The following is a 14,976-nucleotide window of genomic DNA, read 5'->3' as shown; positions in this document are numbered from 1 at the left end:
CCTTTAAATATGTCGATATATAATCAGGGTGTCAGTGTAGCAAGGAAATGACTGAACTCTAATCTTCCAACTACTTTTTATCGCTAAAAACCGATGGCCTGACCTGATTAGGTTTGCTGAAGGCGCGTAAAACCTGTTATAACCGTTGGCTATTCTCGTTATAGCTATAACAACAAACAACGATTACAGAAGAAGGACTGTCATGAGCGCTGAACGCGAACACTTTAGCTCTAAACTCGGTTTTATTTTGGCTGCAGCGGGTTCCGCCGTAGGTATCGGCAATATGGTCGGTTTCCCGGTCGCAGCAACTAAAAACGGAGGTGGCGCCTTTTTAATCATCTATGCCATTTTCGTTGCCTTTATTTGCCTGCCTATTATGCTCGCGGAAATGGGTTTGGGTCGCAAAACCCAACTTGATCCCCATGGCGCATACGGAGCTATAGCCGGTTCGAAAAGTCCCTGGCGCTTTGCAGGCTGGCTCGCCGTGCTGACTCCTTTCATGATCGGTGTTTTCTACATGGTTATCACCGTGTGGATCCTGGGCTATTTTCTGCAAACAGTATCCGGCAACCTCGATGCCCTGGCAGATCCCGAGTATTTCGGCACCTTTATAAATGATTACTCCGTTTTTCTGTACTTAATAGTAGTCGCCGCTATCGTTCATTTTATTCTGGTTGGCGGCGTTCGCGGCGGCATTGAGAAAGCAGCACGACTGCTCATGCCCAGCTTATTTGTCATGCTGGTGGTACTGGTTATCTTTGTGCTTACTCTCGACAATGCCTTTGCTGGAGTAGAGTTTTACCTGGTTCCTGATTTTAGCAAAATAAATGGTTCCGTCATCAGTGGCGCCCTCTCGCAGGCATTCTTCTCATTGTCATTAGGCATGGGTATCCTGATCACTTACGGCTCTTATTTCCGCCAACGTGATGACCTGGTGGGTTCAGCTAAACTGGTTGCTATTACCGACTCCATTGTCGCTTTTGTGGCCGGTCTTATGATCCTGCCGGCAATTTTTGTCTTCGACCCTAATACCAATCCTCAGGAACTGAGCGACTCTTCAGTCGCCATGATTTTCACCTTCCTGCCGCAAATATTTTTAGCCATGCAGGAGACCCTGGGCTATCTGGGCGCCAGTATCGTAGCCGCTCTTTTCTTCCTACTGGTATTTTTTGCCGCTATCACTTCTCTGGTTTCTATCATTGAGGTTCCAACTGCCACCATAGTGCGCAAATACAATGTTTCCCGTAAGCGCGCCTTAGCGGTGCTGGCGATGACAATGGGCTCACTGACCCTGATTGCTATGGTTTCATTTGGCATGGTCGCTTTCCTGACGGAACTGGTTACCTATGGTGGTGGACCTCGTTCTTTCTTTGACCTGATTTACGATGTGTTCTACGACACCGTATTGCCATTAAACGGCCTTCTGATTTGTCTTTTTGTCGTCTGGGGCTGGAAGCGCAACAATTTCCACGAAGCTTTGGCTGAGGGTAATCAGCGTTATGCGACCAGCCTGCTGCGACGTTATATCAGCTTCTCAATCACCACCTTCATACCGGTGGTGCTGGCTATTGTCTTTATCAACACAGTGCTTGGCATTTTCTTCGACGCCGCACTCTTTTAAAGGTGTAAGCGCGGGTTATGAATAATCAGATTCTGCCTGCGCTGGGCTCACTTCTAAAGCAGGCAGCGAAAACCCAGCAACGAGGCCTGCTGCTTGTTGAAGGTCTGCAGCAAGCATGCAACTGGCCATCTTTTTGCCTGCATTTCGGTGAGCAATCTTCTGCTTTGGATCTTAATCAGTACCGTCAGTACCTGGGTAGCACAAATCTGGTACTGGTCATTGATTGCCGACATCAGGTGCATGCAGACGCCATCGCTGCCTTAAGCGGAAGTATCATCGGCGGCGGCGCCCTGGTGCTCTTACTTCCTGCCAGCCCCTGTCCTTTTTTACACCGCTTGATAAACAAGCGGCCAAAGCAGCTTTGTAATTACCTGAAAGATCCAGAACCTGGGGAGTTCCCAGAAAATTTTGCCTTGCCACCAATGCATGCCGCTGTGCAATTAACGGCTGAACAAGCGCAGGTCCTGCGCCAGCTTTCGACACACTTAACCATACCTCAACCGGCTTTAATTATCGCTGCTCGTGGTCGTGGAAAATCAACCCTACTTGGTTTTCTGGCGGCGCGCAGCAAAGCTAAAGTCTGGGTTTGTGCGCCAGCCCGGCGCCAGGTTGAAACTCTTATGCTGCATGCTCGCAATGAAGGCGCGACCCCGTCCTTCATTGCCCCCGACGCTTTGCTGCAAAGCGACCAGGTGCAGCCAAAGGACACCCTGATTCTGGACGAAGCAGCCAGCCTGCCACGACATATGCTGGATGCCATTATTGAGCGTTTCCCCCAGGTTAAGATGGCAACTACTACTGAAGGTTACGAAGGCTGTGGCCGGGGCTTCGCCCTACAGTTTATGCAGCATCTAAAACAAACCTTTAGTCAGTTTCTGAGCTTTGAATTGCAACAGCCACAACGCTGGGCGGCAGGCTGCCCACTCGAAACATGGTTGCAACGAGCCTTATTACTACCTTCTCACAACGACATATCACCGACCCCGTTTAATGGCCCGGTAAGCTACCAGCAGGCTCATGCCAGCGAACTCAATGAGGAACAACTTAAACAATGCTTTAAGTTGTTACTGAATGCTCACTATCAAAGCAGTCCAAACGATCTCAAACTATTGCTCGATGACCCGAACCAATCTCTTCTTCTGCAGTGGCAAGCCGATAATCTGCTTGGTGTCGCCTGGTTGAGTCATGAAGGCCACTTGACTGGTTCGCTGGCCGACGCCGTGTACTCCGGTCGACGGCGTCCTCCTGGCAACCTGTTGGGCCAGAGCCTTTGTTATCACCTGCGCGATAAAGACGCGGCAGCTTCGCCGTTACTTCGTGTCGTCCGTATTGCGGTAGAACCCACACAGCAGCAGCAAGGGTTCGGCAGCAAATTACTAAACCAGTGCGTCACCTATGCAAGAGAACAGAGTTATGCCGCGCTTGGCAGCAGTTTCGGACTCTCTCCAAAACTGCTGCATTTCTGGAAAAACGCAGGATTTCTGCCGGTCCGCATCGGCAGTAAACCCGACATGGCAAGTGGTCGCTATTCGGGACTTCTACTACTGCCTCTGAATCCGCTTTGGATTACTAAGGTTGAGCGCTGGCAGTGTTATTTCCTGGCTGAACTTAACTGGCACCTGTTACGCACTCCCCTGTCGGCAGAGCTGGTGCGAACACTATTGCCATTAACCCAGCGTTACGTTCTCGACAAAGTGGATGCTCAACTACGATTGCAGCAAATGCTATCAGCCTTCGCGAAAGCTCATCTTCCATTCGACCTGGTGCAGCCGGCCTTGAGTGCTTATATAAATTTAACCTCCGAAGCGCCAGAATTATTAAAGGATGCGCTTTACCGCCCATTGCCGTTATCTCAAGTGGCGAAACAACATGGGCTTCACGGGCGTAAAGATTGCGTTAAGGAATTACGACAAATTTGTGTCACTTTACCGCCCCAGTTATAGTAGCCCCTTGATATCAGGGGTGTTACATCAGGAATTAACAATGAAAAATCCAATAGTCAGCTTTCTAGTAGCGGCTTTGTTCTTAGCAGCCTGCAGCAGTGTTGAAAAAACTACTGAAGAGCCTGAACCTTCTACCCAGCTTTCATATCCGGATAGCGAGCGTATTCAGTTTAGTGATAATTACCACGGTACCGAGGTAGCAGACCCTTATCGCTGGCTGGAACAGCTACAAAGCGATGCTGTACGCGGATGGGTCAGAGAGCAAAATGAACTTAGTCTGCCTTACCTGCAAAACCTGAATGAGCGTGATCAAATAAAAAACCGTCTGACCCAATTGTGGAACTATGAACGTATTGAGACTCCTTTTCGTAAAGGAGACCGATACTTTCACTTCCGTAACGACGGCTTGCAAAACCAGCCTGTGCTTTATGTTAGCCAACAACCTGATGGTGTTGCACGCCCGTTATTAAACCCTAATGAATGGGGCCAGGACGGCACAGTTTCTTTAGCCCGCATCCAGGTTAGCCCGAATGCTCGTTATGTGGCTTACGCTGTTTCCGATGCAGGTTCGGACTGGACCGAATTTCGTGTGCGCGACGTGAATACTGGCCAGGATCTGGACGATATTATTCGTGGTACCAAGTTTACCAACGTCAGCTGGCTCCCCAGTGAAAATGGCTTTTATTACAGTCGTTATCCGGAAACAGCAGCAGGTGAACCCGACGACAGTCAGCCGGTTGCTATTTACTTCCATCGCCTCGGCACCTCGCAAAGCAATGACCGCCGGGTTTATGATGTCAGTCAGTATGGTACCTGGAACCCTTATCCCACAGTTTCCTCAGATGGCCGTTTTCTGATAGCAACAGTTACCGATGGATTTTCCACCAATGCTATTCATTATCTTGACTTAACCGATACTGATGCGCGCTGGCGACACCTGATCAGTGACTGGGATGCCCGTTATCAACTTATAGATACAGATGCTAATCTGCTCTTTTTCCATACAACTAACGACGCTCCCACCGGACGGGTAATTGCCGTCGACATCAATCGCCCGCACCCGAGTGACTGGCAGGAAATTATTGCCCCACGGGAAGAAACCCTGTTGGAAGTAAACTATGTCGGTGGCAAATTTTTTGCCCATTACCTGCAGGACGCACAATCTCAGGTGCGTATCTATAATGCCTACGGTCGCTATGAACAAGAACTAAGGTTACCGGGCATCGGCAGCATTTCAGGCTTCACCGGCGATAAAAATCATCTGGAGACTTTCTTTAGTTTCGTGAGTTTTACTGAACCGGGGATCGTCTACCATTATGATATTGCCAATCACGAACTGAATGAGCATTACCGCACCGAAATTCCGGCTAGTCTGACTGGCTATGAAACTCGCCAGGTCTTTTTTAAGAGTGCCGATGGCACCCGCATACCTATGTTCATAGTGCATCGTGATGACATCGATTTGGATGGCTCTAATCCCACCCTACTATACGGTTACGGGGGCTTTAATATCTCCCTGACACCTGATTTCAGCGTGTCTCAGCTGGCCTGGCTGGAACAGGGAGGGATTCTGGCTATCCCGAATGTCCGTGGTGGCGGTGAATATGGTGACGAATGGCATCAAGGCGGAATTCGGCTCAACAAACAAAATGCATTTGATGATTTTATTGCCGCTGCCAGTTATTTAATTGACCAGCAATATACCAGCTCTGAACATCTGGCTATTCAGGGAGTCAGTAATGGCGGTCTGCTGGTCGCCGCAGCAATGACTCAGCGCCCGGATCTCTTTGCCGCGGCGCTTCCGGCAGTCGGCTTATTCGATATGCTGCGCTACCACACGACTGACGCTAACGCCCGATCCTGGAGCAGCGACTTTGGTAGCAGTCGCAATGAGGAAGAATTTCGTGCCTTGCAAGCATATTCTCCATTACATAACCTGGAGCCAGGTACCTGTTATCCTGCGACCTTAATCAGTACTGGCCATCAGGACGACAGAGTGGCCCCCTGGCATAGTTATAAATTCGCTGCCGCATTGCAACACGCACAAGGATGCGAGAATCCAGTACTGCTAAGAGTAGAAACCCGTGCAGGTCATGGCGCTGGTACGCCAACCTGGATGCGTATTGAGCGGATTGCTGACCAATGGGCTTTTTTGCGCGAACACCTAAACCTGAAACCTTTGCAAAACGAAACCGATTAAACTAATTTAACGGCAGCAGACAGGTCGCAACAGGCATTGCAAATTGCAGTGGGCGCAGGCAAAATCGCGCCCACTTTTTGATTTCGCGACACGCAGTCACATTATAACGAATAAGGGTTAGTATATGTCCCGAATACTTATTATCGGCGCCGGCGGCGTAAGCGGCGTAGTAGTAAAAAAATGCGCCATGTTACCGGAATATTTCAGCGAGATTCATCTCGCTTCACGCACGGTATCTAAATGCGAAAAACTGCAACAGGAAGCGGGCAAAGACCGTGTCGTCGGCGTTTATGCCGTAGACGCCGACAATGTACCGCAATTGGTTGAGCTTATTAATAAAGTTAAACCCGCGCTGGTTATTAATGTCGCCCTCCCATACCAGGATCTGCCTATCATGGATGCCTGTCTGGAAACTGGTGTACATTACCTGGATACGGCTAACTACGAGCCCAAAGATGAAGCCAAATTTGAATACTCCTGGCAATGGGCTTATCACGAGAAATTTAAGCAAGCGGGTTTAATGGCGTTGCTGGGCTCAGGTTTTGACCCGGGTGTAACCAACGTTTTTACCGCTTACGCGGCCAAACACTATTTCGACGAAGTCCAGTATCTGGACATTGTTGACTGCAATGGTGGCGATCATGGCAAAGCCTTTGCTACTAACTTTAATCCGGAAATCAACATCCGCGAAATCACCCAACGAGGTAAATACTGGGAAAACGGCGAATGGCATGAAACCGATCCTATCAGTGTACGCGAAGATCTGGATTACCCCGGTGTTGGTGTTCGCCCTTCTTACCTGCTTTTTCATGAAGAGCTCGAGTCGCTGGTTAAGCACTTCCCAACCCTGAAACGCGCGCGTTTCTGGATGACTTTCGGCGATGCCTATCTGAACCACCTGAAAGTGCTTGAAGGTATTGGCATGACTTCTATTCATCCAATTGATTTTCAAGGTCAGCAAATTATACCGCTGGAGTTCCTTAAAGCAGTATTGCCTAATCCAGGATCACTGGCTGAAGGCTATGAAGGAATGACCTGTATTGGCACTTATGTAACAGGCATTAAAGACGGCAAAGAAAAAACCATCTTCATTTACAATAACTGTGACCATGCCAAGTGCAATGAAGAAGTCGGCGCTCAGGCGGTGTCTTACACCACAGGCGTACCCGCCATGATTGGTGCTTCTTTAATGCTACAGGGCGAATGGATGAAACCCGGGGTTTACAACATGGAGCAGTTTGACCCGGATATTTTCATGCAGAAGCTGAATAAATATGGCCTGCCGTGGCAGGTTGTTGAAGTGGAAAAAAGCCCTTTTAGTAAGTAGGAGCAGCACATACATGGTTAACCCTTATCTGGACCCTGCGATTCCTTCACCGTGCTACGTGCTTGATGAAGCCAAGCTGAAAGCCAATCTGGAGCTGATGCAACAAGTTCAGCAAAAAAGCGGCGCTGATATTATTCTGGCGCTCAAAGGGTTTTCCATGTGGAGTGCCTTCCCTCTGGTACGCCAGTATCTTAAAGGCTGTACGGCCAGCTCAGTATGGGAAGCTGAACTTGCCGCGGATACCTTTGGTAGTGAAGTACATGCTTACTCACCAGCCTACAAAGCCAATGACATTAAGCAATTACTCAGCCACTGCAACCACATATCATTCAATAGCCTGAGTCAATGGCAGCGCTATCGTGAACAGGCAAAAATGGCCGGTGTCTCTGTTGGTCTGCGTATCAATCCGGAACAACCGGAAGCAGATACCGAGCTCTATGATCCCTCAGCTCCCGGGTCACGTTTAGGAATTCTGAGTTCACAGCTGGAAAGTGTCGATTTAAGCGAAATTGAAGGCTTTCACATTCACAACCTCTGTGAGTGTGATTCTTATGCTTTAGAGCGCACACTGGCTGCAGTAGAAGCAAAGTTTGGGCAGTATCTGCATGCTTTGAAATGGATTAATCTTGGCGGTGGTCACCTGATGACCCGCAAGGGCTATGATCTTGATCATCTGATCAGTCAACTGCAAAGGTTACGCGAAAAGTATGATGTTCAGGTGATTTTAGAGCCCGGCTCTGCGGTTGCCTGGCAGACAGGACCGCTTGTTTGTGAAGTCGTAGACATTGTCGAAAATGCTGGCCAAATCGCCATTCTGGATATTTCCGCAACCGCACACATGCCCGATGTTCTGGAGATGCCTTATCGGCCGGGTATCAGTGGGGCTGGCGAACCCGGAGAGTTCGCTCACCGGTACCGGTTAGGAGGCAATTCCTGTCTGGCTGGTGATGTTATTGGTGAGTGGAGCTTTGAACAGCCACTGCAAATTGGTCAGCGCCTTATTTTCGAGGACATGATGCACTACACCATGGTTAAAACCAGCTTTTTTAATGGTGTGGAACATCCATCGATCGGGATATTACGCGAAAACGGCGAATTTGAACTGGTCCGCCGCTTTAATTATCAGGATTTTAAGTCACGTCTGTCCTGAGCACGTATAGCAACCAAATCAGTATCAGGAATCCAATGGACTGCGGGCACGTTCAACTATACGCGGCGGTAAACGTTCAGCAAGTTTTTCCAGACGCCGTTGGATAGCACTATGTTGACTACGATCCGCGGTTACTGAATTGTGCAGGTAATGGTATGCAGCTTCATAGTCTAATGGGCTGCCATAACCACTTAACAAAATGTCGGCAAAGCGCTTTTGCGCCGGTAAATTCCCTAAAGCTGATGCTTCACGTAAATAAAGAATTGCTCGTTGTAAATCCTTCTGTACCAGCTGGCCGGTATGGTAGTAGCGTCCCAGTTGCTCCATCGCTTCCGCCAGCCCTTGTTCTGCAGCACGTTTCATGTAGGTAACACCGAGCTCGACATCACGGTCGTAGCACACCTCGTAGGCCAGCATATCACCGTATAAAAACTGATAAGCGGGCCGCTGTTCAACCTCCGCCTGGGCTTGAATGTCCTGGTAAAGCTGACAGTCATCCACGTCACGTACGCGCTGCAAGTGTGTGTTTTCACGAATTAAGGCTACCAATTCCTGATCGGAGTACAGCTGAACGGCCTGCACAATACGCGACGGCAATGTATTCTGACCAGCCTGAACCACGGCAAAAGGCAGCAGTAATAAAGCACATACAAGTAACTGGGTTTTATTCATAAATACACTCTCAATTCAGGCCCGGCTGTAATCCTCTGTCTTGCTTAAGTTATCGGCGGCGGCGCTAAAAACTTCAACCTAAATCAGCAGCAACCACCGCCAGGCCTTCCAGCACCAAATGAGGTCGTATTTCATAATTAATAAATCCGTTGGTATTCAGGTAATGCATGCCGCCTCCAGTAAATAGCCAGTCAACAGGCAAGTCACTAACTTCATTGGTTTTTACCTGTGCCTGCTTAACAAAACCCTGAACAGCTGCCTGACAGCCGAGATAGAGGCCATCTTCAGTAGAGCGCCCTAGCACCTCTGCAGGCGCATCAATCCGAGCCGTTATACGCTGGCTACGTGCCACCAGGGAGTCCTGCATTGTATTCAAACCAGGCGCTATCCACCCCCCCAGATGATGGCCATCACTGTTTAATAAATCGAAAGTAACTGCCGTCCCAACATCTACAATGGCCGTTAGTGCATGTTTTCGTTGCCGCGCTGCCAGCAAAGTAAGCCAACGATCCACACCGAGTCGCTGATAATCAGCATAAGCATTTATCACGCCGCTGGCTGCCGCCTCTGTCTGTGTCTGTACAAACACCATCCCTAACTGAGTTAACCCCTGCTGTAACTGCTGGTTCAATTCATCACTCGCGACAGAAGCAAAAAGCAGCTGTTGCCCCTGATAATCAGTCAGCCGACGTAATAAATTATCCAGCCCTTCACCATGCTCAATGAAATTCAGCTCCTGTTCCAACAATGCAGCTAATTTCCAGCGCGTATTGCCAATCTCCAGCAAAATCATAACGCAGCTCTCAAACTTATTTCCCCGCCAAAATAACTTTTTAGTTTGCCTTCCTGGCGCACCAGTAATGCGCCATTCTCATCAATACCTTCCGCGACTCCCTGCTGCTCATGCTGTCCCAATAACAAGCGCACCGGCTGCATATAAAAATGATCCAGCTCGCGCCAATCCTTAATCAGGTTCTGTAGTCCGTTGGCATCATAATTCAGCAGTGCCTCACGACAACCATTAATCAAATGAGCAGCCCAGACATGGCGACGTACAGGACCCTCAATATGACTTTGCACATCAGTAAAAGCCTGCTCAATTTCGCTTTTATGACGATCCGGCATTTTAATATTAAGCCCGATACCTATTAACGCATGTCCTTCACCGGCAGGCTGTCCCTCCAGCTCAATCAGAATGCCAGCAATTTTTGAGCCCTGGACATAAACATCATTAGGCCACTTCACGCTTACGCCTGCGATGCCCTGTCGCTGCAGCATCTGCGCAAGACAAACACCAATAGCCACGCTTAGCCCCAGTGCTCCGTTTAAACCCTGCGATAAAGGCCAGTACATGGACATATATAAATTGGCTCCGAAAGGAGAAAGCCAGGCCTTTCCCCGGCGCCCACGCCCCGCGGTCTGCATTTCAGCAATCACCGCGGTGCCAGGTGCAAGTGTTCTCCTGTTTTGCTGGGCTTCCTGCAGTAACCCTCTTAAGTCGTCATTTGTAGAACCGGTAATACGGCGCAGAGACAAAGGTGCTGGTAGAGAACTATCCCGAAGAGCATCTTGTAATTTCTCGCTATTCAGTAATTCCAGTGGCTCCGCCAGTTTATAACCTCGCCCCTGTACCCGAAAAATATCCAGATTCAACTTATCCAGACTGGCTATGCGTTTATGAATTGCGCTACGGCTGATTTGCAATCGTTCTGCCAATTGCTGGCCTGAGTGGAACTCGCCATCGGCCAGGGTTTCAATCAGAGTATTTTCAATATGCTGCGTACTTGATTTCATAAGCTGAGTAGCCCCTTCTCCCCAAGTAGGCGCACCTCAGGACTCAAATGAACTGCAAATTTTTTATTTACTTCCTGACGCACTCGCTGTGCCAACTGCAATACATCATCTCCAGTCGCCTCGCCCCTGTTTACCAGAACCAAAGCCTGTTTCTGGTGCACACCGGCGCCACCAAACGAGCAGGTTTTCAGTCCAGCCTGATCAATAAGCCACCCGGCTGCCAGTTTAATCTGAGACTCGTTAATACGGAAGTACGGTATATCCGGATACTCCTTTAACAGCTGCTCTAAATGACTCTCATCTACTACTGGATTTTTAAAAAAACTGCCCGCGTTAGGTATCTGCCGGGGATCAGGTAGTTTGTTTTGACGTACTTCGATCACCTTCTGCATCACCTGGCTGGCGTCACTACGAACAGGCAAGCCCTGTAAATCAGGGTACTCGAGAACCGGAGCCCAATCTTTAGGCAAACTCAGGTGAACCGCTGTAATAAACCAACTGGCATGCTCAACTTTTTTAAAGATACTGTCCCGATAGGCGAACTGACAATCCGCAGCGGCAAGATGAAAACTTCTGTGCTCAGCCAAATCATAGACATCTACCTGAGTAACAAAGCGTGAAATTTCTACACCATATGCGCCTATGTTCTGTACTGGTGCCGCTCCCACACTTCCCGGAATCAACGCCAGATTCTCTAAACCTGGGATTCCCTGTCGAACTGTCCTGGTTACCCATTCATGCCAGTTTTCACCACTGGCAATGCAAAGCTCATAACTATCATCTGTTTCGCTAATTTCCCCTCCAGACAAACAGTTATGAATCAACTGTCCCGCATAATTCTGCGTGAAGACCGTATTGCTTCCGGCACCCAGAATCCAGCTATCCTTTGTCCAGACAATCTTCTCCAGGTCACTTAGCTTTTTTATGGCCAGATAGTCGCTGGCCTCAGCCTTTAAAGCAAAACTGTGTTTATTATGCAATGCTGTCATTCGAAACCGCATATAAATGGGAAATAATATAATGGCATTTTACCTGAAGCTACGCACGATTGCTGCAAGGGCCTGACAGACTAAACGTTCTATTTTTTAGGTCGTTTAATCCGCTAAATAGCAATTTTAGTTTTTATTTATTGATATATTATTAATACAAGCAACAAATCAGGATCTTAACTTATGATACGCAATACCCGGCAGCGCTACGGACTGATGTCTGCTGCTATACATTGGCTTACAGCGATTACCGTTATTGCCCTGTTCGCACTTGGCTGGTGGATGTTGACGTTAACTTATTACGATACCTGGTATCGCCTGGGCCCATGGTGGCATAAATCTTTTGGTATCAGTTTGTTAATGCTGACTCTGTTCAGAGTTTTTTGGATGCTGATTAATCCAAAACCTAAAGCCCTGGGTAGTCAACTGGAAAAGGCAGGAGCAAAACTTGGCCACCTTCTACTTTACCTTTTGCTGTTCACCGTAATGATTAGCGGTTATCTGATCTCGACTGCAGATGGCCGTTCGATATCCGTATTTGATTGGTTCAGTGTACCCGCACTTATAACGGGCATTCCCTATCAAGAGGATATCGCAGGCGAAGTACACTGGTACGCCGCCTGTGCCCTGATGATACTGGCTGCTGGTCACGCCCTGATGGCATTAAAGCACCAGTTTATTGATAAACACCCAACTTTAACTCGTATGTTTACTATTAATCCGGAGAAAAAATCATGAAAAAGACAATTCTTGCAGCTGCACTGGCAGCAACCATGACAGCACCAGCAGCCTTTGCTAACGAGTATGTAATTGATACCGAAGGTGCTCATGCTTTTGTACAGTTTAAAATCAGCCACCTTGGTTACAGCTACCTGCTGGGTCGCTTTAACACCTTTGAAGGTTCCTTTTATTATGACGAAGCTAACCCAGAAAATGCTTCGGTAAACGTCACCATAGACACCCGCAGCGTAGACAGTAATCACGCTGAACGTGACCGTCACCTGCGTAGCGACGACTTTCTTAATGTAGATGAGAATCCACAAGCCACTTTCCAAAGCACAGGTTTTGAACCTGATGGAAATGGCGGTGGTTTATTGACTGGTGACTTCACCCTGAATGGCGTAACTCACAGCATCGACTTCCCGATTACTCAGGTGGGTGCCGGTGAAGATCCATGGGGCGAAATGCGTCGTGGCTTTGAAGGCACCTTAAGCTTCACATTAGCCGATTATGACATTACTTATAATCTGGGCCCGGATGCAGAAGATATCGAAATTTACCTGTCTATTGAAGGCATTCGCCAGTAAACACTGGGGTATGTAAGAAACCACTGGGACTCAATCCCAGTGGTTTTTTTATGGCTGCAGTATTACTTCCAGCGGTAATTCAATCTGTTCATCCGCGTCACTCACGTACAGTACGCCATCCGTCAACATTAACCCCCAATGCAGGTTTCGGCTAAGCATAGAAGCGAGCTGAGCATGGGCTTCTTCAGGTAACGCCAGAATAGTCAGATTACTTAAGTGAGTCACTTTAGACGCCACTTTTTCTTTCCATATACGGACATTTCCATACGCCAGCACTGACACCAGCGGCGCTTTGCGGCTGCTTTTTATAATACGTTCAGCATCTGGCTGTCCTACATCCACCCAGTGTTCAATTTGCCCGTCCAGGCTAAGCTGCCATAAAGCCGCTTCGTTGACCTCCGAGAGCCCGCGCCCAAATGCCAGGTGCTCATGATAAAACAGCCCCAGTGCGATAATTCTGGATGTCAGCCGCAACTCAGTCTCTGACGGATGCCGCGCTACTGTCACTTTCACCGATTCATACACACCCCGATCCACATCGGAAATATCCAAACTTACTTTATAGGGGGTTGCCTGCAAGGCCATAACTTTCCTTAATTCAGATAAACCTGCTACATCCGGCGTTTATCCTGATGTTTTGGCTATTTTAACACTCACTGTTGATAGCCGATATATAAATAAAAACCCATTTAGACGTCTAAACGTCTTGACGGCTAGAGATCTAAAGTGTATTTTTTCCTCATCATGTGTTTAAGCACATTAGAACGGGAGAAGAGCATGACTCAACATCAGACAACTAAAGCAGTTCGCGCCGGTATTGATAGCGATAGCCAATATAATGCAGTGGTACCGCCACTGTACCTGTCTTCAAATTATCGTTTTCACGATATCGATACTCCAGCCGAGTATGACTACACACGCTCTGGTAACCCCACCCGGGATCTGCTCAGTGCTGCCATCGCTGATCTTGAAGGCGGTGAACTGGGAGTCATTACTGCCAGTGGCATGGGCGCAGTTACTTTAATACTGCAGTTATTAAAGCCCGGTGACTTACTAGTGGTTCCTCATGATTGCTACGGTGGTTCCTGGCGTTTATTTGATGCGCTGGCTAAACGTCAGTCATTTGAACTCCTGGTCATTAACCAGGCAGACCCTGAGCAATTGGCAAAAGCTTTAGCGCTCAAGCCTCGTCTGATTTGGATTGAAACACCTTCTAACCCACTACTCCGCCTGGTGGATATCGCGCACGTTTGCAGTAAGGCCAGGGCTGTGGGTGCCCTCACACTGGTCGACAATACTTTTTTATCGCCACTGGGTCAGCAGCCTCTCAAACTGGGCGCTGATCTGGTTCTGCATTCAACCACCAAGTATCTCAACGGGCACTCCGACGTAGTGGGTGGTGCGGTAGTCGCCAAAGACGCTGAATTGGGAGAACAACTCAAATGGTGGGCCAACGTGATTGGTATCACAGGTGCTCCTTTTGATGCTTTTTTGACGCTACGGGGAATTCGCACTCTGGCCGCACGTTTCACTCTGCATGAGCAGAATGCCCATAGCCTGGTGCACTGGCTGCAACAACAAAGCGAGGTAGTGAACATTCACTACCCGGGTCTTGAATCACACCCGGATCATGCCCTGGCAAAACGCCAACAGCATAGTTTTGGCGCCATGTTCAGTATCGAACTCGATGCCAGCGTTGAGGCTATTAAGGAATTTGTCAGTCATCTGCAGTTATTTTCATTAGCTGAGTCACTTGGCGGTGTAGAGAGCCTGATCGCGGTTCCAGCCACCATGACGCATGCATCGATGTCAGCAGAAGCCCGTCGCAACGCAGGCATCAAAGACACTTTATTACGTATTTCCGTCGGCATTGAAAACGCTGCCGATCTTATCAATGACTTTCGCCATGCATGGCCTGCTTTGCAGCGCAAAGCAGCCATCGCGGTCTAGTCGCTTTTTTTAATTTACTACTT

General features: G+C 48.5%; 13 protein-coding genes. 8 read left to right on the top strand and 5 right to left on the bottom strand.

Translation table 11 applies throughout. The features are described from left to right. Nucleotides 1-202 precede the first annotated feature (202 nt). From CWE09_RS13355 to nspC, 5 genes are all read left to right on the top strand, one after another. Nucleotides 203-1,621 carry a sodium-dependent transporter gene (locus CWE09_RS13355; RefSeq protein WP_126804568.1) on the top strand — a complete coding sequence of 473 codons (1,419 nt, stop codon included), beginning with the start codon at nt 203-205 and terminating at the stop codon, nt 1,619-1,621. 17 nt (nt 1,622-1,638) lie between these two features. After that, nucleotides 1,639-3,564, top strand: a complete 1,926-nt coding sequence (locus tag CWE09_RS13350; protein ID WP_126804567.1) for a GNAT family N-acetyltransferase — start codon at nt 1,639-1,641, stop codon at nt 3,562-3,564. Between the two features lie 40 nt (nt 3,565-3,604). Beyond that, a complete protein-coding gene (locus CWE09_RS13345; RefSeq protein ID WP_126804566.1) occupies nt 3,605-5,764 on the top strand; it encodes a prolyl oligopeptidase family serine peptidase in 2,160 nt (719 codons plus the stop codon). Between the two features lie 124 nt (nt 5,765-5,888). Then, entirely contained in the window at nt 5,889-7,091 is a 1,203-nt protein-coding gene (locus tag CWE09_RS13340) for a saccharopine dehydrogenase family protein (RefSeq protein ID WP_126804565.1), read from the top strand. Between the two features lie 13 nt (nt 7,092-7,104). Next, nucleotides 7,105-8,241, top strand: coding sequence for a carboxynorspermidine decarboxylase (gene nspC / locus CWE09_RS13335; protein ID WP_126804564.1), 1,137 nt, complete (start codon nt 7,105-7,107; stop codon nt 8,239-8,241). Nucleotides 8,242-8,265: 24 nt separating this feature from the next. On the opposite strand, the gene CWE09_RS13330 is transcribed toward nspC, so the two are convergent. The 4 genes from CWE09_RS13330 to murB form a co-directional block, all read right to left on the bottom strand. Further along, nucleotides 8,266-8,913 (bottom strand): tetratricopeptide repeat protein, encoded by a 648-nt coding sequence (locus CWE09_RS13330; RefSeq protein ID WP_126804563.1) that lies wholly within the window; start codon nt 8,911-8,913, stop codon nt 8,266-8,268. Between the two features lie 73 nt (nt 8,914-8,986). After that, on the bottom strand, nt 8,987-9,706 hold the full coding sequence (locus tag CWE09_RS13325; protein ID WP_126804562.1) for a type III pantothenate kinase: 720 nt from the start codon (nt 9,704-9,706) through the stop codon (nt 8,987-8,989). Next, nucleotides 9,703-10,707 carry a bifunctional biotin--[acetyl-CoA-carboxylase] ligase/biotin operon repressor BirA gene (gene birA / locus CWE09_RS13320; protein ID WP_126804561.1) on the bottom strand — a complete coding sequence of 335 codons (1,005 nt, stop codon included), beginning with the start codon at nt 10,705-10,707 and terminating at the stop codon, nt 9,703-9,705. The genes CWE09_RS13325 and birA overlap by 4 nt, the downstream gene beginning before the upstream one ends. Next, nucleotides 10,704-11,696, bottom strand: a complete 993-nt coding sequence (gene murB, locus CWE09_RS13315; protein WP_157982863.1) for a UDP-N-acetylmuramate dehydrogenase — start codon at nt 11,694-11,696, stop codon at nt 10,704-10,706. Before murB ends, birA begins: the two co-directional genes overlap by 4 nt. Nucleotides 11,697-11,879: 183 nt before the next feature. Here murB and CWE09_RS13310 point away from each other — a divergent pair, with 183 nt between their 5' ends. Together CWE09_RS13310 and CWE09_RS13305 are read left to right on the top strand one after the other, a co-directional pair. Continuing rightward, on the top strand, nt 11,880-12,434 hold the full coding sequence (locus CWE09_RS13310; RefSeq protein ID WP_126804559.1) for a cytochrome b: 555 nt from the start codon (nt 11,880-11,882) through the stop codon (nt 12,432-12,434). Beyond that, complete coding sequence (locus tag CWE09_RS13305) at nt 12,431-13,003, top strand: YceI family protein (RefSeq protein ID WP_126804558.1); 573 nt, start codon at nt 12,431-12,433, stop codon at nt 13,001-13,003. Before CWE09_RS13310 ends, CWE09_RS13305 begins: the two co-directional genes overlap by 4 nt. A 48-nt stretch (nt 13,004-13,051) precedes the next feature. On the opposite strand, the gene CWE09_RS13300 is transcribed toward CWE09_RS13305, so the two are convergent. Continuing rightward, on the bottom strand, nt 13,052-13,588 hold the full coding sequence (locus tag CWE09_RS13300) for a YaeQ family protein (RefSeq protein ID WP_126804557.1): 537 nt from the start codon (nt 13,586-13,588) through the stop codon (nt 13,052-13,054). Nucleotides 13,589-13,780: 192 nt separating this feature from the next. Between CWE09_RS13300 and metB the strand changes: the two genes are divergently transcribed. Beyond that, nucleotides 13,781-14,953, top strand: coding sequence for a cystathionine gamma-synthase (metB, locus tag CWE09_RS13295; protein ID WP_126804556.1), 1,173 nt, complete (start codon nt 13,781-13,783; stop codon nt 14,951-14,953). Nucleotides 14,954-14,976: the final 23 nt, after the last annotated feature.

This window comes from Aliidiomarina minuta (assembly GCF_003987145.1).
In the GTDB taxonomy this organism is placed as follows: domain Bacteria; phylum Pseudomonadota; class Gammaproteobacteria; order Enterobacterales; family Alteromonadaceae; genus Aliidiomarina; species Aliidiomarina minuta.
Note: the sequence above shows the minus strand (reverse complement) of the source record. Positions and strands in the feature narration are given on the sequence as shown.